Source organism: Arthrobacter sp. Y3221087 (assembly GCF_059089905.1).
The window spans coordinates 873,056-891,342 of the sequence record NZ_JBNHFE010000001.1; the positions used below are offsets into that span (position 1 = coordinate 873,056).

The following is an 18,287-nucleotide window of genomic DNA, read 5'->3' on the forward strand; positions in this document are numbered from 1 at the left end:
CGGCCAGGGAACCCTGCCGGCGTGGGCCCATTAGTAAAGAAAGAACCCCAATGACCGCAACAGCATCAGAAATCACCTACCGGCTGGAGCAGAAGCGCAGCGTCCAGGCCGACTTCCCCGGCCCCAAGTCCGCTGCCCTGGCCGAACGCCGCAAGTCCGTGGTGGCTGCAGGCGTCGCCTCCGGCGTTCCGGTATACGTTGCCGACGCGGACGGCGGCATCATCAAGGACGTGGACGGCAACTCGTTCATCGACCTCGGCTCGGGCATTGCCGTGACCAGCGTGGGCGCGTCCGATCCCGCCGTCGTCGGTGCCGTCAAGGAAGCCGTGGAGCACTTCACCCACACCTGCTTCATGGTGACCCCCTACGAAGGCTATGTGGCTGTCGCCGAGCAGCTGAACCGGCTCACCCCCGGCGACCACGAAAAGCGCACCGTGCTCTTCAACTCCGGTGCCGAAGCCGTGGAGAACGCCATCAAGGTGGCACGCCTCGCCACCGGGCGCGACGCCGTCGTTGCCTTCGACCACGCCTACCACGGGCGCACCAACCTCACCATGGCGCTGACCGCCAAGGCCATGCCGTACAAGACCAACTTCGGCCCGTTCGCGCCCGAGGTCTACCGCATGCCCATGAGCTACCCGTACCGCGAGGAAAACCCCGCCATCACGGGCGCCGAGGCAGCCAAGCGCGCCATCACCATGATTGAGAAGCAGATCGGCGGGGACCAGGTTGCCGCGATCATCATCGAACCGATCCAGGGCGAGGGCGGCTTCATCGTCCCGGCTGAGGGCTTCCTCCCGGCGCTGGCCGCCTGGGCCAAGGAAAAGGGCATCGTCTTCATCGCGGACGAGGTGCAGTCCGGGTTCTGCCGCACCGGCGAATGGTTCGCCGTCAACCACGAGGGCATCGTCCCGGACATCATGACCATGGCCAAGGGCATCGCCGGCGGCATGCCGCTGTCCGCCATCACCGGCCGCGCCGACCTGCTCGACGCCGTCCACCCCGGCGGCCTTGGCGGCACCTACGGCGGCAACCCGGTGGCCTGCGCGGCAGCGCTGGCTTCCATCGGTTCAATGGAGGAGTACGACCTGGCCGGCCGCGCCCGCCACATCGAATCCCTCGCCACCGGCCGCCTCCGCGAGCTGCAGGCTGAACTTGCCGACGCCGGAACCGCCGTGATCGGTGACGTCCGCGGCCGCGGCGCCATGCTGGCCATCGAACTGGTCCAGGCCGGTTCGAAGGAACCCAACCCGGAGCTGACCAAGGCGGTTGCCGCCGCCTGCCTCAAGGAAGGCGTCATCATCCTCACCTGCGGCACCTACGGCAACGTCATCCGGCTGCTCCCGCCGTTGGTCATCGCCGACGAGCTCCTGAACGACGGCCTGGACGTCCTGGCCGCCGCCATCAAGGCGAACGCTTAACCGGAACGACTCCCTCCGGCAACGCCGGGAAGGCGGGCCCAGTTCTTGTGAACCGGGCCCGCCTTCCTTGGTTAATGGTGCGCCTACGCCGCGGTGCGGAGGGCGGCCTTGCGGGCCACGGAATTCCTGCGGGCGTTGCGCAGCATGTCTACCGTCAGCACCAGAAGGGCCAGCCACACCACACCGAAACCGATCCAGCGTTCCAGGGTCATGGCCTCGCGGAACACCAGCAGCGCCACGATGAACTGCAGCAGCGGAGCAAAATACTGCAGCAGGCCGATGGTGGTCATCGGCAACCGCCGGGCGGAAGCGCCGAAGAAGAGCAGCGGGACGGCGGTGATCACGCCGGAAGCCAGCAGCAGCCAGAAGTGGCCGGGACCCTGGGTAGTGAGGGTGGCCGCCCCGGCCACGCCGAGGTAGACCATCGTCGCCGCTGCGACCGGTGCCAGCACCATCGTCTCCACGCTGAGGCTGGTCACAGCGTCCACCCTGGAGCCCACGCGCTTCTTCACGAAGCCGTAGAGGCCGAAGCTGAAGGCCAGCGTGAGGGCAATCCACGGCAGCTTGCCGTAGGAGTAGGTAAGCACCCCCACCGCCACGAAACCGATGCCCACGGCGGCCCACTGCAGCGGGCGCAGCCTCTCCTTGAGGACCAGGACGCCCAGGAGGACCGAGACCAGCGGATTGATGAAGTACCCCAGCGAGGTTTCCACGGCCTGGTTGGTGGTCACGCCGTAGGTATAGGTCAGCCAGTTGACGGCGATGAGGAGTGCCGCGAGGGCCAGGCTGCCAAAGACTGCCCGGTTCCGGAAAGCCGCGATGAGGGCCGGCCAGGCGCGTGTGACGGTGATCAGCAGGGCGCAGAACAGCAGCGACCACACCACCCGGTTGGCAACGATTTCGACGGCGCCGGCCGGCTGGAGCACGAAGAAGTACAGGGGGAGCAGCCCCCACAGCCCGTAGGCGCCGACGCCAAAGAGGATTCCCGCCGTCGTGTCTTTGTCCACTGCCTTCGGTGGCCCCGGAGGAGTGCGCCCTCCTGGCCCCGTCGAAGCGCGCCGGGCCGGGGATGTGGCGGCGGGGGCGGAGAGGCTGGCGGACTGGGCTCCATCGGGGATTGGCACGACACCCATAACACCAGCCTCCGGCGAGGTATTCCAAGCATTCGGGCGGGAAAACCCAAAATAGTCAGTAGGCTTGCTTTTATGACTTGTGCCGAACTGCCGGAGTCCGCCCCATGAGGCTCCGGCGCAGCAACGCCTCGGGCCGGGGCTACCGGCGGATACCGGCAGGAAAAGGGTTCAGCTACCGGGACCTGAACGGCTCCACCGTGCCCGCTGGCCCGGTTCGGGAACGGCTGGAGAGCATCGGGATTCCCCCGGCCTGGACCGACGTCTGGATCGCCCCGTTCGAAAACGGGCACATCCAGGCCACCGGCGTGGACGCCGTGGGCAGGCGCCAGTACATCTACCATCCCGAGTGGCGCGCGCGGAAGGACCGGCTGAAGTTTGACCGGTCCCTTCAGCTGGCGGAGTCGCTGCCGACCGCCCGACGCCGGGTGACCATGGACCTGCGCAGCGAAGGATTCACCCATGACCGCGTCCTGGCCGGGGCGTTCCGCATGCTGGACAGCGGCTCCCTGAGGGTGGGGTCCGAGCGGTACACGAACGAAAACGGCAGCCGCGGCCTGGCGACCCTCCTGTGCGCGCACGTCCAGGTACGGAAGGACCGCATTCTGCTCCGGTTCCCCGGAAAAAGCGGCAAGGACTGGGAATCCGAAATGCGGGACCCGGACCTTGCCGTCCTGCTGCGCCTGCTCAAGCGCCGGGGACCCAACGCCAGGCTCCTGGCCTACAAGATCGGCCGGACCTGGCACCCGGTGACGAGCGCTGAGATCAACGCCTACGTGAAGGAACGGACGGGCTCGGACTTCACGGCCAAGGACTTCCGGACCCTGCGCGGTACTGTTGCGGCAGCCGTCAGCCTCGCCCGCACCGGCCCCCAGCGGACTGTTGCCAAGCGGAAGCGGGCCATCAGCCGCGCCATGATGGACGCCGCCGAAGTACTGGGGAACACGCCGTCGATCGCCCGGAAGAGCTATGTTGACCCGCGCGTGGTGGACCACTACAACGACGGCGAAACCATTGATCCCAAGCGGACGGATTCCGCGGAGGCGGAGCTCCGGGCACTGCTTTACCGCGAAGGCAAGTTGGTCCCGCTGGCCAAAAGCGGCTGAGGCCTAGAATAAGGAACTGTGCGCTACTTCAACCGGCGCATCCTCATTGTGCAATGACGGACCAGTTCAGAAGGGCTCCAGGTGTCCAACTCCAGCGAATCAGCTTCCACCCGTCCACTCCGCGTCGCCATTGTGGGCGCAGGACCGGCAGGAGTCTACGCTGCGGACATCCTCACCAAGTCCAGCGGAGTCAAGGACGGGGACTTCGAGGTGAGCATCGACCTTTTCGAGGCCTACCCCGCACCCTACGGTCTGATCCGGTACGGCGTTGCCCCGGACCATCCCCGGATCAAGGGCATCGTCAACGCCCTGCACAAGGTCCTGGACCGCGGCGACATCCGGTTCCTGGGCAACGTCACATACGGCCGGGACCTGACCCTGCATGATTTCCGGGCCTTCTACGACGCCGTGATCTTCTCCACCGGTGCGGTCAAGGATGCGGACCTGAACATTCCGGGGATTGAGCTGCAGGGCTCCTTCGGCGGCGCCGACTTCGTCTCCTGGTACGACGGGCACCCGGACGTTCCCCGTGAGTGGCCGCTGGATGCCAGAGAGATCGCCGTGATCGGCAACGGGAATGTGGCCCTGGACGTGGCCCGCATGCTGGTCAAGCATCCGGAGGAACTGCTCAGCACCGAAATCCCGGACAACGTCTATAAGGGGCTGAAGTCCTCTCCGGTGACTGACGTCCACGTGTTCGGCCGCCGCGGCCCTGCCCAGGTGAAGTTCACCCCGCTGGAACTACGCGAGCTCAGCCACATGAATGACGTGGACATTGTGCTCTACCCGGAGGATTTCGAGTTCGACGAGGCCTCCGACGAAGCCATCCGCAGCAACAACCAGATCAAGACCATGGTGAACACCCTCACCAACTGGCTGGTGGAAGAGCACGCCGAGTCCGAGAACCCGTCCTCCCGGCGCCTGCACCTGCACTTCCTGCACAGCCCGGTGGAAGTGCTCGACGACGGCACGGGCAAGGTGGGCGGCATCAAGTTCGAGCGGATGCAGCTTGACGGCACGGGCAACGCCAAGGGCACGGGCGAGTACATCGAATACCCTGTGCAGGCCGTGTACCGGGCCATCGGCTACCACGGTTCGGCCCTGGACGAGCTGGAGTACGACGCCAAGCGCGGCGTCATCCCCAACGAGGGCGGCCGGGTCCTGGACGCGGACGGCAAGCCGGTTCCGGGCATCTACGCCACCGGCTGGATCAAGCGCGGACCGGTGGGCCTCATCGGCCACACCAAGGGCGACGCCCTGGAGACCATCGGCTTCCTCCTCGAGGACCGGCTCACCCTGCCGCCGGCCGAGAACCCGGACCCGCAGGCCATCATCGACCTGCTTGAAGAGCGCGGCATCGAGTACACCACGTGGGAGGGCTGGATCAAGCTCGATGCCCATGAGGCTGCCCTCGGTGCCGAATGGGTGGCCAACGAAGCCGAAGAGGCTGTTCTGCGCGAACGGATCAAGGTGGTCCCGCGCGAGGAGATGATCCGCATCTCCCGCACCTAACCCCCAAGAGTTTTTGTCCAGATAAAGCGACTTCCGTGCCCCGGAGGTCGCCATATCTGGACAAAAACTCTTGACCCGTGCTGGGCGCGCGGGGGTTAGAATTGCGACCACCCCTTGGCCGGCGTCATGAGGCCGTGCCCGCAGGCAGTACAGGAGTTCGATGCAGAACCTGATCCAGCCCGGCCCGCTGCAGCTCAGCGCTTTGGCCGCCCACGAACAGCTCGACGGCGGCGCCCTCCAGGACCCCAACGGCCTGCGCAGCCTGATCCGTGAGTCGTGGCAGCGGTCCGCAGGCTTCAAGGCGAACCCCGACAATCCCGCTGCCCCGCTGGCCATGGACCGCGAGGAGCTGGAGGACTACCGGAGCCAGCACCCGCTGGCGGCCATCATGCCGGTGATTAGTAAACTCCTGGTCCAGCCCAGCCACGACAGCGGCCTGCTGGTGGCGGTGGGTGACGAGGTGGGCCGGCTTCTGTGGGTGGAGGGTGACCCTGTCCTGCAGCGCCGCGCCGAGGGAATGATGTTCGTGGCCGGTGCCGACTGGTCCGAGGCCTCCGTGGGCACCAGTGCACCGGGCACCGCCCTGGCACTGGGCCGGGGGATCCAGATTGCCGGGGCCGAGCACTACCAGCGGGCGGTCCACCCGTGGAGCTGCACCGCCGTCCCGTTCCACGACCCCGATTCCGGCGCGGTCCTGGGCGTCGTGGACATCACCGGGACAGACACCGCCGTTGCGCCGCACACCCTGTCCCTTGTGGAAGCAACGGTTGCCGCTGCCCAGGCGCAGCTGCGCGTCGAGCGGCTGCAGCTTGCCGCCGATCTCGCCGGTAGGCCCGCAGGACGCCGGTCCACAGCTTCCGCGTCCCGCGCACCCCGCGCTGGAGGCAAGGAAGGCAGCCTGTACAGGAACAGCCTCCAGCTGCTGGGACGCGACCAGGCGCTGCTCAGCCTTGAGGGCAAGACGGTGGTCCTGTCTGCCCGGCACAGCGAGATTCTTGCATTGCTCAGCACGCACCCTGACGGGCTCACAGCGGAGGAACTCAGCGTCCTGCTCTATCCCGGTGACGGCTCCACCATCACGCTCCGCGCCGAGATGGTCCGCCTGCGGAAGGTCCTCCAGCAGCTACATCCGGATGCCGTCCCCGGTTCCCGGCCCTACCGCCTTTCCCTTGACTTGGTGCCGGACAGCGGCCAGGTGTTGAGCTGCCTGCAGCGCGGCGCCCACCGCATCGCCCTGGAGATCTATCGCGGTGCCGTCCTTCCGCGGTCGGAAGCGCCCGGCATTATCGAACTGCGGAACAGGGTCTCGTCCCTGCTGCGGGAAGCGGTCCTGACCGATGGGAGCGCCGAGTCCCTCCTGAAGTACGCGGACCTTCCCGAGGCAAGGGACGACGTCGGCGTCCGCCGTGCCGCGCTCCGCCTCCTTCCCGCCCGCTCACCCAAGCGGGCCGCCGTCGTCGCGGACCTGGAAAGGCTGGAAGCCGAACTCCGCGCCTAGTCCCCACCCGCTCCCTAACCTCGCAAGTCCACCCGCTCCCTAACCTCGCAAGTCCGCCCGGCGCCCTGCCCTCGCAAGCTCGGGCTGGGGCCCTCGCCGGGCGGCTCCACGGCCAGGGAACCCGGCGGGCGTGGGCCCACGTACGACTAGCTCTATCTAGTGACCTGTGACACAGGGTTGCAACCTGGCTGCAACCTGCGTGCTCCTACGCTGGCTCCAACGGCAAGCGCCCGAACCGGGCCGCCTTCTGCACAGCAAAGGAGCTAGCAAATGACCGTTTACGCACAGCCCGGAACCGAGGGCTCGAAGGTCACCTTCAAGGACCGCTACGAGAACTGGATCGGCGGCGAGTGGGTTGCCCCCGTCAAGGGCCAGTACTTCGAGAACATCACGCCGGTGACGGGAAAGGCCTTCTGCGAGGTGGCCCGCGGCACTGCCGAGGACATCGACCTCGCCCTTGATGCGGCCCACAAGGCAGCCCCGTCCTGGGGCAAGACCTCCGTGGCGGAGCGGGCCGCGATCCTCAACAAGATCGCCGACCGCATTGACGAGAACCTGGAGATGCTCGCCGTCGCCGAAACGTGGGACAACGGCAAGCCCGTCCGCGAGACACTCAACGCCGACCTTCCGCTCGCCTCGGACCACTTCCGCTACTTCGCCTCCGCCGTCCGAGCCCAGGAGGGCACCCTTTCCCAGCTGGACGACGACACCACCGCCTACCACTTCCACGAGCCGCTCGGCGTCGTGGGCCAGATCATCCCCTGGAACTTCCCCATCCTGATGGCAGTGTGGAAGCTGGCACCGGCACTCGCCGCCGGCAACGCCGTCGTCCTCAAGCCCGCCGAGCAAACGCCGTCGTCCATCCTGGTGCTGATGGAACTCATCGGTGACCTGCTGCCCGCGGGCGTGGTCAACGTGGTCAACGGCTTCGGCGTCGAGGCCGGCAAGCCGCTGGCCTCCAGCCCGCGGATCCGCAAGATCGCGTTCACCGGGGAGACCACCACGGGCCGCCTGATCAGCAAGTACGCCAGCCAGAACCTGATCCCCGTCACGCTCGAACTCGGCGGCAAGAGCCCCAACATCTTCTTCAACGACGTCGCGCAGGAAAACGACGCCTTCTACGACAAGGCCCAGGAAGGCTTCGCGCTGTTTGCCTTCAACCAGGGCGAGGTGTGCACCTGCCCGTCCCGCGCCCTGGTCCAGGAGGACATCTACGACTCCTTCATGGCCGACGCCGTGGCCCGGGTGGAGAAGATGGTGCAGGGCGATCCGCTGGACACCGACACGCAGGTGGGCGCCCAGGCCTCCAACGACCAATTGGAGAAGATCCTCTCCTACATCGACATCGGCAAGCAGGAAGGCGCCAAGGTGCTCACCGGCGGCGGACGTGCCGAACTGCCCGGTGATTTGGCCGGCGGCTACTACGTCCAGCCCACCGTGTTCGAGGGCCACAACAGGATGCGGATCTTCCAGGAGGAAATCTTCGGGCCCGTTGTCTCGGTGACGAAGTTCAGCGACTACAACGACGCCATGGGCATCGCCAACGACACCCTCTACGGCCTGGGCGCCGGCGTGTGGTCCCGCAACGGCAACATCGCCTACCGGGCCGGGCGCGAAATCCAGGCCGGCCGCGTCTGGGTCAACAACTACCACGCCTACCCGGCGGGCGCCGCGTTCGGCGGCTACAAGTCCTCGGGCATCGGGCGCGAGAACCACGCCATGATGCTGGACCACTACCAGCAGACCAAGAACCTGCTGGTCAGCTACAACGAGAACAAGCTCGGCTTCTTCTAAACGCTCCACTTCCGCTACAACGACGCAAGGATTTCGCCAATGACGACGACAATGCAAGCAGCAGTAGTAAACGAATTCGGCCAGGACCTCCAGGTCCAGGACATCGCCGTTCCCACCCCCGGCCCGGGGGAGGCACTGGTCAAGGTGCTCACCACCGGCGTCTGTCACACGGACCTCCACGCCGCCGAGGGTGACTGGCCGGTCAAGCCCGCGCCGCCCTTCGTTCCCGGCCACGAGGGCGTGGGCGAAGTAGTGGCCCTCGGCGAGGGCGTCACCAACCTCGCCGTGGGCGACCTGGTGGGCAACGCCTGGCTGTGGTCCGCCTGCGGCGACTGCCAGTACTGCCGCACCGGCTGGGAAACCCTGTGCGAAGCACAGAAGAACGGCGGCTACAGCGTGGACGGCTCCTTCGGCGAATACATGCTGGTGGACTCGCGCTTTGCCGCCCGCATACCGGCGGGCTCCGACCCCGTCGAGGTGGCACCGGTGCTCTGCGCCGGCGTCACGGTCTACAAAGGCCTGAAGATGACCGAAGCCAAGCCCGGCCAGTGGGTCACCATCTCGGGCATCGGCGGCCTGGGCCACATTGCCGTCCAGTACGCCGTGGCGATGGGACTGCGGGTGGCCGCCGTCGACATCGCCGATGACAAGCTGGCCCTCGCCAAGGCCCACGGCGCTGAACTGGCCGTCAACGCCCTGCACGAGGACCCCGTTGAAGTGATCCAGCGCGAAACCGGAGGTTGCCATGGAGTCCTGGTCACTGCGGTGCACCCGTCAGCATTCGGCCAGGCCATCGGCATGGCCCGCCGCGGCGGCACCATCGTATTCAACGGCCTGCCGCCGGGAGACTTTCCGGCACCGATCTTCGAGATTGTGCTCAAGGGCCTCACCGTGCGCGGTTCCATAGTGGGCACCCGGCAGGATATGGAGGAGGCGCTGGACTTCTACGCCCAGGGCAAGATCCATCCCACGGTCTCGGTCCGGGAGCTTTCCGAGGTCAACGCGGTGTTCGACGAGATGAAGCACGCCAAGATCGACGGCCGCGTGGTCCTGAGGTTCTGATGGCACCGGACCGGCTCCATGCCGCAGTGACACTGCCCGGGGAGGACTTCTCCCGGGTGGCGCTGACCCCGGCGGCCGCGGACCTGCTCCGCTCGCTGTGGCTCCGGCACGGGCCGCTCATGTTCCACCAGTCCGGAGGGTGCTGCGACGGGTCATCGCCCATGTGCTATCCCGTGGGCGACTTCCTGACCGGTGACTCCGACGTCCTGCTGGGGCTGTTTGACCTGTCCGGCGGGGTGGAACCACGGCCGCTGGAGTTCTGGATGTCCCGGGAGCAGTTCAACTACTGGAGCCACACCCACCTGACCGTTGACGTGGTCAACGGCCGGGGGAGCGGCTTCTCGGTGGAGGCGCCCGAGGGCAAACGCTTCCTGATCCGGTCCACCCTGATGGGCTGGCCTTGCTAGCTAGTTCGGTCTAAAAGCACTTGGGGCTCTTCATCGGAAGGGCCCCAAGTGCTTTTACGGAACAAAGTTCGGTAAAACCAGCGTCTCAGCATTCGGAACAATTGGGACCGTCCAGTGGATGGACACTATCGTGGATAAGTCTGTTTCCATCCGAAATCAGGATTGTGATCCCCTATGAACCTTCTCCGGACCAAATCCATCGAGCAGTCGATAGCCGACGCCGATGAGCCCGGACGCAAGCTCAAGCGCTCCCTCAGCACCTGGGACCTCATGATCATGGGCGTCGCCGTTGCTGTCGGCGCCGGTATCTTCTCGGTGGGCGCCAAGGCCGCAGCCAACTTCTCCGGCCCCGCCGTCACCGTGTCCTTCGCCGTCGCCGCCATCACCTGCGCGCTGGCGATCATGTGCTACGCCGAATTCGCCACCGCCATCCCGGTGGCGGGCTCCGCCTACGTCTTCACCTACGCCACTATGGGCGAACTCCTTGCCTGGATCATCGGCTGGAACCTGATCCTGGAGCTCTTCACCGCCGCTGCCGTGATCGCCAAATACTGGGGCATCTACCTCAGCAAGGTGTTCGCCCTCATGGGGGCAAACATTCCGCCGGCCGTCTCGCTGGGCGGCGTGGACCTCTACTGGGGCGCGTTCCTCATCGTTGCCGTCTTCACGGTGCTGCTGGTGCTCGGCACCAAGCTGTCCGCCCGGGTGGGAAACATTTTCACGCTCATTAAGATCGGCGTCGTCCTGTTCGTGATCGTGGTGGGTTTCACCTATGTGAAGTTCGAAAACTACGCCCCGTTCATTCCCGCGGCCGAGCCCACGGGCGGCACCGGTGCCGCCGACGTCCTGAAGCAGTCGTTCTTCGGGTTCCTCACGGGCGCGGCCCCGGCCCAGTATGGCACCTTGGGGATCTTCGCCGGCGCAGCCCTGGTGTTCTTCGCCTTCATCGGTTTTGACGTGGTGGCCACCTCCGCCGAGGAAGTGAAGAACCCGCAGAAGACCCTGCCGCGCGGCATCTTCGGCGGACTGGCCCTGGTGACCCTGCTCTACATCCTGGTGTCGCTGGCGCTGACCGGCATGGTCTCCTACACCCAGCTGGCCGAGGCGGAAAACCCCACCCTCACCACCGCGTTCGAAGCCGTGGGCGACACCTCCGCCGCGAAAATCATCGCGTTCGGTTCCCTGGTGGGCCTGACCACCGTGATCATGGTGCTGCTGATGGGCCTGTCCCGCGTGGTCCTGGCCATGAGCCGCGACGGACTCCTGCCCCGGGCGCTGTCCAAGACCAGCGAGAAGCGCGCGACGCCGGTCCGCCTCCAGGTCATCTGCGGCGCCGCGGTTGCCCTGGTGGCCGGGCTGACCAACGTGGACCTGCTCGAGGAAATGATCAACATCGGCACCCTGTCCGCCTTCGTTGTGGTCAGCCTGGGCATCCTGGTGCTGCGCAAGAAGCGGCCGGACCTGAAGCCCGCCTTCCGCGTCCCGTTCGGCAAGGTCCTTCCGGTCGTTTCCGCAGTGCTCTGCCTCTACCTGATGACCAACCTGGCCGTGGAGACCTGGATCTTCTTCGCCATCTGGCTGGCCATCGGCATGGCGATCTACTTTGCCTACGGCCAGCGCCACTCGCGCCTCAACGAACGCTTCGGCGCAGCCAGCAGCGCCGTCAACGGCGCGGCTTTATCAGGTAGCGATGCGGACCAGCGCGACTCCGATAACGAAGACGAGTACTCGCGGGCCTGAGAGCCCTGATGATGCCCGCCCGGGCCGGCCCCGGGCGGGCATTTCCATGCCCGGCTTCCGGAACGGCGCCGGCTCGTAGGATGGATTCATGGCACGCCCGACACGAACCGAACGAAAAGCCGAGCTGCTGGGCGCCATCCTCGACTACCTGATGGACAAGACCCTGGCGGAGCTGACCTTCCGGAGCCTCGCGGAAGGGCTGGGCATGAGTGCCTACGTGCTGGTCTACCACTTTGGAAACCGGGAGCAGCTGATCAATGACATCGTGGTGTCCATCGAATCCCGCCTGGACAGGATGCGGAACACCGATGTCGGGGACATCGACCGCGCAGCCTGGCGGGAGTTCCTGCTTGAGTCCTGGCAGTGGACCATGGCCCAGCGGAACCGCCACCTGACCCGGCTCGAATTCGAGGCCACCGCCCAGGACATCGTGGCGGCAGAACCCCGCGGAACCTCGCAGGAACACTTCCGGATGCTCCACCACAAGACCCGCGACTGGCTGGTGGTGCAGGGCATCCCCGAGGAATACGCGGACACCGACGCCCGGCTCTTCACCTCAACCTTTTACGGGCTGCAGTTCGACTTCGTGGTCATGAATGAGCCGGAGGCGGCCACCAAGGCTTTCGAACTGATGCTCTCGGTCTTTTTCAACAACCTCGAGACCCGCCTGGCCGCAGCGCATGAAGCCTGACCAGGTCAGCCCACCGCAGCCCAGCGAAAATCCGGAACAGTCGCCGGCTGCTACGGGGCGGCGTGGCGGCCCACCCAGTCAACCAACGGGCGCAGCTGGTCCCACAGCCCGGAGATTTCGCCGACTGCGGCAGGAGTTTCCAGCCAGGCAGGCTGGCCCAGGTCTACGCTCGCCGCAAGTGACTTGTGCTTAAGGAGTTCGGCCCGCGGGTGGTCGCGGCCATAGCCCCGCGGCACCGTCTTGAGTTTCTCTCCCTCCACCGCGAAGCCCGCGGTGGCCACGGCGTCCACAATATGCCGCAGCGACTCGCCCGTGCCCGAGGCGTCCACCGCGTTCCGGTACCTCACCAGCTGGGCAGGGGAGTGGGAGTGGTAGCCGCCGCCCACCAGCAGGCCCTCCGCGCTGACCTGGAGGTAATAGCCCACGCCTTCCTGCACGGAGGCGAACGCGCCCTGGGCCGTTTTGTAGGGGGACTTGTCCAGTGAGAACCGGATGTCCCGGTTGGGGCGGAACAGCCGGCCAGGCCCGAACCGGGGCTCCAGTTCCGCCAGGAGCGAGGCGAGCGGATCACGGACCAGTGACTGGTAGCTGTCCTTGTGCTCCAGCCACCACTCCCGGTTGTTGTTCTCCTGCAGGTCGGCATAGAACCCGAAAGCGGCGGCAGTTATGCCCTGGAAAGTTTTCATACAGCGATCCTAGGGAGCGCCCAGGCCGGCGGGCCAGAGATCCTGCTGCTATGTGGACAGAGCAAAAAACCACCCCGCCACGGACATCCGTGACGGGGTGGTTTCAATGCTCAGCGAGCGGAGAATCAGCCGATCTTGTTGGCTGCCTCAGCGTCGGAGAGGGGTGCTGCGCCGAGGTTGGCGCGCAGCTTGGCGCCGAGTTCGGCGTCAACGTTGGTCCAGTACTGGATGGCGCGTTCCTTGATGTCGGAGCGCTTGACGCCGCCCACCGCGCCGGTGATGGTCTCGAGGAAGCGGGCCTTGGCAGCTTCGTCGTAGACCTCGCGGTACAGGGTGCCGGCCTGGACGAAGTCGCCGTCCTCGGCGTGCAGGGAGTGCGCGGCGAGGGTCAGTTCGCCGTCGTTCTCCCAGCCGCCTGCCGGGTTCTGCGGTTCAAGTGCAGCCGGGCCACCGAAGGTGTTCGGGGCGTAAACCGGAACGGACGGGGCGTTGAACAGGTAGCGTCCGGCGCCGTCCTGGCTGTAGTTGTTGACCTGGCTCTTGGGCTGGTTCACCGGGATCTGGGCGTGGTTGGTGCCCACGCGGTAGCGGTGTGCGTCCGCGTAGGAGAAGATGCGGGCCTGCAGCATCTTGTCCGGGGAGGCGGCGATGCCCGGCACGAAGTTCGACGGCGCGAAGGTGGCCTGCTCGATCTGCGCGAAGTAGTTCTCCGGGTTCCGGTTCAGCTCCATGGTGCCCACCTTGATCAGCGGGTAGTCGGCGTGCGGCCAGACCTTGGTCAGGTCGAACGGGTTGAAGCGGTAGGTCTTGGCGTCCTCGTAGGGCATGACCTGGACGTGCAGGTCCCAGGAGGGCAGGTTGCCGGCTTCGATGTTCTCGTGCAGGTCGCGGATGTAGAAGTCCGCGTCCGAACCGGCCAGTGCTTCGGCCTGCTCGGACGTCATGTTCTTCACGCCCTGGTTGGAGTGGAAGTGGTACTTGACCCAGAACCGCTCGCCTTCGGCGTTGATCCACTGGTAGGTGTGCGAGCCGTAGCCCTGCATTTCGCGCCAGGAGGCGGGCAGGCCGCGGTCACCCATCAGCCAGGTGACCTGGTGGGCAGACTCGGGGGACAGGGTCCAGAAGTCCCACTGCATGTCAGCGTCGCGCAGGTGCGTGCCGGGAAGGCGCTTCTGGGAGTGGATGAAGTCCGGGAACTTGATGCCGTCGCGGATGAAGAACACCGGGGTGTTGTTTCCGACGAGGTCGTAGTTGCCCTCGGAGGTGTAGAACTTCACGGCGAAACCGCGGGGGTCGCGCCAGGTGTCCGGGGAGCCGTTCTCGCCGGCCACGGAGGAGAAGCGGATCAGCATCTCGGTCTCGACGCCCGGCTGCAGGAACGCGGCCTTGGTGTACTTCGAGACATCCTCGGTGGTCTTGAACGTGCCGAATGCACCGCCGCCCTTGGCGTGCACCACACGCTCCGGAACCCGCTCGCGGTTGAACTGGGCGAGCTTTTCCACCAGGTAGTGGTCAGTCAGGATGATGGCACCATCGGCACCAACTGACTTGGAGTGCGCGTCGGATGTGACGGGGGCACCAGACTGGGTTGTCGAAACGACAGTCATTATTCTCCTATTTCTCTGTTACTTGCGAGGGACGATTGGAAGGAAGTTGTTGGGACTGCTGGCAGTCCTGGCAGATGCCCTGGTACATGACGTCTGCGATCTGGATGGTCATCGGCTTGGCGTTCTCATCCCAGTGGGGCGTCAGGCACGGCGCGTGCCCGACGGCGCAATCCACGTCCTCCACGCGGCCGCAACTGATGCAGATGGCGTGGTGGTGGTTGTCGCCTACCCGGGTTTCGTACAGCGCGGGGGAGTGCGGGGGTTCGAAACGCCGCAGCATGTGCAGGTCGGTGAGGTCCCCAAGGACCACGTAAACGGACTGCGCGGTCAGCTCGGGGAGTTCTGCCCGGGCAGCAGCAAGGATGCTTTCCGCAGGGGAGTGGGGGTGGCGTTCGACGGCGGCCAGCACGGCAAGCCGCTGCTTGGTCACCCGGCGGCCGTGGGCGCGCAGGGCTCCAGCCCAGTCCTCGTGGCCGTCGTAGTGCTCCGTCATGGCTCCATTGAAGCACTTATTATGAATATCTCACAATAAGGATTGGCTAACCTCGGAAAAGGGGGCTGGAACTATGGGGCCGGCCGCCCAGTTCCTAAGCTGTAACAGCGAAAAGACAGAGGGGAATGGACGTGCATCGGCATCACAATGGACTTAAGACTGCGGCGCTGTTCGGCGTGCTCTGGGCCGTGCTTCTCGGCCTGGGCGCCCTGATTGGTGCGAGCATGCGCAGTTCCGCGCCTATTTGGATCATGGCGCTGGTGGGCGTCGGCACCACGGCCTATGGCTATTGGAACAGCGACAAAATTGCCATCCGGTCCATGGCCGCCTATCCCGTCAGCGAGGGGCAGGCGCCACAGCTTTACCAGATAGTCCGGGAGCTGTCCGCGCGGGCCGGCCAGCCCATGCCGCGCATCTACATCTCACCCACCACGAACCCGAACGCCTTCGCCACCGGGCGCAACCCCCAGAACGCGGCCGTCTGCTGCACGGAGGGGATCCTGCAGCTCCTGGACGCGCGGGAGCTCCGCGGCGTCCTGGGCCACGAGCTCATGCACGTCTACAACCGGGACATCCTCACTTCGTCCGTGGCGGCCGCCGTCGCCGGTGTCATCACCTCGGTGGGCCAGATGCTGCTGTTCTTCGGCGGCAGCGACCGCCGCAACGCCAACCCGCTGGCAATGATCGCCATGGCCCTGCTGGCACCGTTCGCGGCGTCGCTGATCCAGATGGCCATCTCGCGCACCAGGGAGTACGACGCCGACGAGGACGGCTCGCAGCTCACCGGCGATCCGCTGGCGCTCGCCTCAGCCCTGGCCAAGATCGAGCGGGGCGTCAGCATCGCACCGCTGCCGCAGGACCAGCGCTTGGTTAACGCATCCCACCTGATGATCGCCAACCCGTTCCGGGGCGGCGCGATGACCAGGCTGTTCGCCACCCACCCGCCCATGCGGGACCGGATTGCGCGGCTGGAGCGGATGGCCAGCCGCCCGCTGCGGTAGCCGGGTGCCGCCGTCGGGCCCTGGACGCCGTAGCTGTTCCCGACACGCAAAGAGGCCGCGGACCCCATCTTCCGGGTGCGCCGGCCTCTTTCCGTAGCGGCAGGTATATTGCGCGTCGAAGGACGACGGCGAACCGCCGTCAGCTGCGGAAGTTCACGAACTGCAGGTCGGCTTCGTCGAAGTCCTTCAGCAGTGCCATGGTGGCCTGCAAGTCGTCGCGGGACTTGGACGAGACGCGGAGCTCGTCGCCCTGGATCTGGGACTTGACCGACTTGGGCCCTTCGTCGCGGATGAGCTTGTTGATCTTCTTTGCCAGGTCCTGGGCGATGCCTTCCTTGATGGAGGCTTCAAGGCGGTACTCCTTGCCGGAGGCGTATGGCTCGCCGCTGTCCAGGGACTTCAGCGAGATGCCGCGCTTGATCAGCTTGGACTGGAACACATCCAAGACGGCCTTGACTCGTTCTTCCGAGTTGGCCTTCATGAGGATTTTTTCGCCGCTGAAGTCGATCTCGGCGCCAACGCCTTTGAAGTCGTAGCGCTGGGCGATTTCCTTTTGGGACTGGTTTAGGGCGTTGGCGACTTCCTGCTTGTCCACCTTGCTTACGACGTCGAACGTTGACTCGCCTGCCATGACTCTCCTTCTAAGGGTGGGAGCCCTGCGCACAATCAGGGCTTGGGATCACTGCCTTCAAGCCTAGTACGGATGCACCGCGCGGCGGACTGGAGGATTCACAGTTCCCTGTCAGCGGACGTCAGGAGGGAACCAAGGAGCGCGGTGGAAGGTTGTACCTGTTGGACAGCAGCTCGAAAGGGAAATACCAATGCACCGCAAAGCCGTCTCGTACGTCACGAGAACCACCACAGCCGTAGCCGGGGCGGTGGCAACGGCGGCAACATCGGTGGCTGCGGCTGCCGTGGCCGCGTCCGTCATCTTCAGCCCGGTAGCCGATGCCTCTTCCCGGTTGGAAGGAGTCCACGCGGATCTGCAGCGGGCGGTGCAGCTGAACCAGATCACCGAGGAACAGGCCGAAAAGTTCGAGGCGAAACTTGCCGGGAGGATCCTGGGCGAGGCGTGATTGCTCCCCCAAATTCCGCGAAGTACAGGGGTTTGAACGCCTGGCTGGGGCTCGATTCGATTCTTCGGCAGAAGTTCTGTAAAGTTGTCTTGCCCGCGGTTACTGGAAGCGGAACGGCCCGGAAACGGACGTTCTGAAGACTGCAGCCGGGGTCTTCTTTTGAGAAGTTCGGCAGATTACCCGAGCGGCCAAAGGGGGCTGACTGTAAATCAGCTGGCAACGCCTACGGGGGTTCGAATCCCTCATCTGCCACAACGGACCCGTCCGGATCTTGTACGAGATCCGGGCGGGTCTTTTTTATGCTCCGGTCCCCGGGAGTCAGGACGCCGGCGTGGCCTCCAGTTCAACTTCCATGCCGAAGGGCTGCACGGTAACCCGCACGAACTCGGAGGGCAGATGGGCGTCGTGCGCCGCCAGAACAATCCTGGACTGCTCAGCCACACCCACGTTGTTGTTCGAGTTGGCGCTGTGCAGGTCGGTAGCCTCGCGCTTGAGCCTGCTGGCCGCAGCCTCCTCTACGGCGCTGCCATCGCCCATCTTCCAGCCGAAATCGTAGCTGTAGGTCGGCCCCCAACTGTGGATTACGTCGGCAACACTGGAGAACGTGACCTGGCGTCCTTTTGTATCAAAGGCGCTGACCGCGTACAGGTTGACGGGTTCAGTCCCTCTGCGGTTGTCAACATCCACTACAAGATATGAAACGGGGGCCGCGCCGGCCTTGACCCGGTAAGCCTCGATTGCGGCGATCCCAGTGTCAGCGGCAGTCGCGGGCAGCAAGAAGTTGATCTCGGCACCAGATCCAGTGGTGACCCGGTAGGGACGGGCCGCAAGAGCCGTCGGGGATGATGGCGCCGAAGGCGAGGCAGCCGCTTCGGTGGCCGCTCCCGAGGAGGGACCATCCGGGGTGGGTGGGGGCGAGGTGCAGGAGGCAAGCGTCAGGAGGAGAACCGGTATCAGGCAGAAAGGCTTCATGATGTCCCCGAAGAGAAAATGGTAGCCACACTCTATGTCACACCTTGCTGCCAAGCCACTGCTTGCAAGCGACTCTGGTAGGGGTTCGAGG

At 65.6% G+C, this 18,287-nt stretch carries 17 protein-coding genes and 1 tRNA gene; 12 read left to right on the plus strand and 6 right to left on the minus strand.

Annotation, left to right across the window (positions count from 1 at the left end; translation table 11 throughout):
• Positions 1 to 50: 50 nt before the first annotated feature.
• Positions 51 to 1,421: a 4-aminobutyrate--2-oxoglutarate transaminase gene (gene gabT, locus AC5RUO_RS04120; protein ID WP_494010313.1), complete on the plus strand. Its 1,371-nt coding sequence runs from the start codon at positions 51 to 53 to the stop codon at positions 1,419 to 1,421.
• Between the two features lie 83 nt (positions 1,422 to 1,504).
• Here gabT and rarD read toward each other — a convergent pair whose 3' ends face one another.
• Positions 1,505 to 2,554 (minus strand): EamA family transporter RarD, encoded by a 1,050-nt coding sequence (rarD, locus tag AC5RUO_RS04125; protein ID WP_494010314.1) that lies wholly within the window; start codon positions 2,552 to 2,554, stop codon positions 1,505 to 1,507.
• 104 nt (positions 2,555 to 2,658) lie between these two features.
• On the opposite strand from rarD, the gene AC5RUO_RS04130 reads away from it, so the two are divergent.
• The 8 genes from AC5RUO_RS04130 to AC5RUO_RS04165 all read left to right on the plus strand — a co-directional run bounded on the left by AC5RUO_RS04130 (position 2,659) and on the right by AC5RUO_RS04165 (position 12,361).
• Entirely contained in the window at positions 2,659 to 3,657 is a 999-nt protein-coding gene (locus tag AC5RUO_RS04130) for a DNA topoisomerase IB (protein WP_494102887.1), read from the plus strand.
• Between the two features lie 81 nt (positions 3,658 to 3,738).
• Complete coding sequence (locus tag AC5RUO_RS04135; RefSeq protein ID WP_494010316.1) at positions 3,739 to 5,169, plus strand: FAD-dependent oxidoreductase; 1,431 nt, start codon at positions 3,739 to 3,741, stop codon at positions 5,167 to 5,169.
• Positions 5,170 to 5,329: 160 nt separating this feature from the next.
• Positions 5,330 to 6,667, plus strand: coding sequence for a helix-turn-helix domain-containing protein (locus tag AC5RUO_RS04140; protein ID WP_494102888.1), 1,338 nt, complete (start codon positions 5,330 to 5,332; stop codon positions 6,665 to 6,667).
• A 270-nt stretch (positions 6,668 to 6,937) separates the two neighbouring features.
• On the plus strand, positions 6,938 to 8,461 hold the full coding sequence (gene exaC / locus AC5RUO_RS04145; RefSeq protein ID WP_494102889.1) for an acetaldehyde dehydrogenase ExaC: 1,524 nt from the start codon (positions 6,938 to 6,940) through the stop codon (positions 8,459 to 8,461).
• 39 nt (positions 8,462 to 8,500) lie between these two features.
• Positions 8,501 to 9,523, plus strand: coding sequence for an alcohol dehydrogenase AdhP (gene adhP / locus AC5RUO_RS04150; protein ID WP_494102890.1), 1,023 nt, complete (start codon positions 8,501 to 8,503; stop codon positions 9,521 to 9,523).
• Positions 9,523 to 9,930 carry a DUF779 domain-containing protein gene (locus AC5RUO_RS04155; RefSeq protein WP_494010320.1) on the plus strand — a complete coding sequence of 136 codons (408 nt, stop codon included), beginning with the start codon at positions 9,523 to 9,525 and terminating at the stop codon, positions 9,928 to 9,930. The genes adhP and AC5RUO_RS04155 overlap by 1 nt, the downstream gene beginning before the upstream one ends.
• Positions 9,931 to 10,104: 174 nt before the next feature.
• On the plus strand, positions 10,105 to 11,670 hold the full coding sequence (locus AC5RUO_RS04160; protein ID WP_494102891.1) for an amino acid permease: 1,566 nt from the start codon (positions 10,105 to 10,107) through the stop codon (positions 11,668 to 11,670).
• Positions 11,671 to 11,758: 88 nt separating this feature from the next.
• Positions 11,759 to 12,361 carry a TetR/AcrR family transcriptional regulator gene (locus AC5RUO_RS04165; RefSeq protein WP_494010322.1) on the plus strand — a complete coding sequence of 201 codons (603 nt, stop codon included), beginning with the start codon at positions 11,759 to 11,761 and terminating at the stop codon, positions 12,359 to 12,361.
• A gap of 50 nt (positions 12,362 to 12,411) precedes the next feature.
• On the opposite strand, the gene AC5RUO_RS04170 is transcribed toward AC5RUO_RS04165, so the two are convergent.
• From AC5RUO_RS04170 to AC5RUO_RS04180, 3 genes are all read right to left on the minus strand, one after another.
• Positions 12,412 to 13,047, minus strand: coding sequence for a DUF2461 domain-containing protein (locus tag AC5RUO_RS04170; RefSeq protein ID WP_494102892.1), 636 nt, complete (start codon positions 13,045 to 13,047; stop codon positions 12,412 to 12,414).
• A gap of 125 nt (positions 13,048 to 13,172) precedes the next feature.
• Positions 13,173 to 14,654, minus strand: a complete 1,482-nt coding sequence (locus AC5RUO_RS04175; RefSeq protein ID WP_494010324.1) for a catalase — start codon at positions 14,652 to 14,654, stop codon at positions 13,173 to 13,175.
• A 7-nt stretch (positions 14,655 to 14,661) separates the two neighbouring features.
• Complete coding sequence (locus AC5RUO_RS04180; protein ID WP_494010325.1) at positions 14,662 to 15,147, minus strand: Fur family transcriptional regulator; 486 nt, start codon at positions 15,145 to 15,147, stop codon at positions 14,662 to 14,664.
• A 131-nt stretch (positions 15,148 to 15,278) separates the two neighbouring features.
• Between AC5RUO_RS04180 and htpX the strand changes: the two genes are divergently transcribed.
• Positions 15,279 to 16,148, plus strand: a complete 870-nt coding sequence (gene htpX, locus AC5RUO_RS04185) for a zinc metalloprotease HtpX (protein ID WP_494103376.1) — start codon at positions 15,279 to 15,281, stop codon at positions 16,146 to 16,148.
• Between the two features lie 139 nt (positions 16,149 to 16,287).
• On the opposite strand, the gene AC5RUO_RS04190 is transcribed toward htpX, so the two are convergent.
• A complete protein-coding gene (locus tag AC5RUO_RS04190; RefSeq protein WP_009357171.1) occupies positions 16,288 to 16,779 on the minus strand; it encodes a YajQ family cyclic di-GMP-binding protein in 492 nt (163 codons plus the stop codon).
• A gap of 190 nt (positions 16,780 to 16,969) precedes the next feature.
• Here AC5RUO_RS04190 and AC5RUO_RS04195 point away from each other — a divergent pair, with 190 nt between their 5' ends.
• Entirely contained in the window at positions 16,970 to 17,224 is a 255-nt protein-coding gene (locus tag AC5RUO_RS04195; RefSeq protein WP_494102893.1) for a hypothetical protein, read from the plus strand.
• Between the two features lie 170 nt (positions 17,225 to 17,394).
• A tRNA-Tyr gene (locus AC5RUO_RS04200) sits at positions 17,395 to 17,476 on the plus strand.
• 66 nt (positions 17,477 to 17,542) lie between these two features.
• Here AC5RUO_RS04200 and AC5RUO_RS04205 read toward each other — a convergent pair.
• On the minus strand, positions 17,543 to 18,196 hold the full coding sequence (locus AC5RUO_RS04205) for a hypothetical protein (protein ID WP_494102894.1): 654 nt from the start codon (positions 18,194 to 18,196) through the stop codon (positions 17,543 to 17,545).
• Between the last annotated feature and the right edge of the window lie 91 nt (positions 18,197 to 18,287).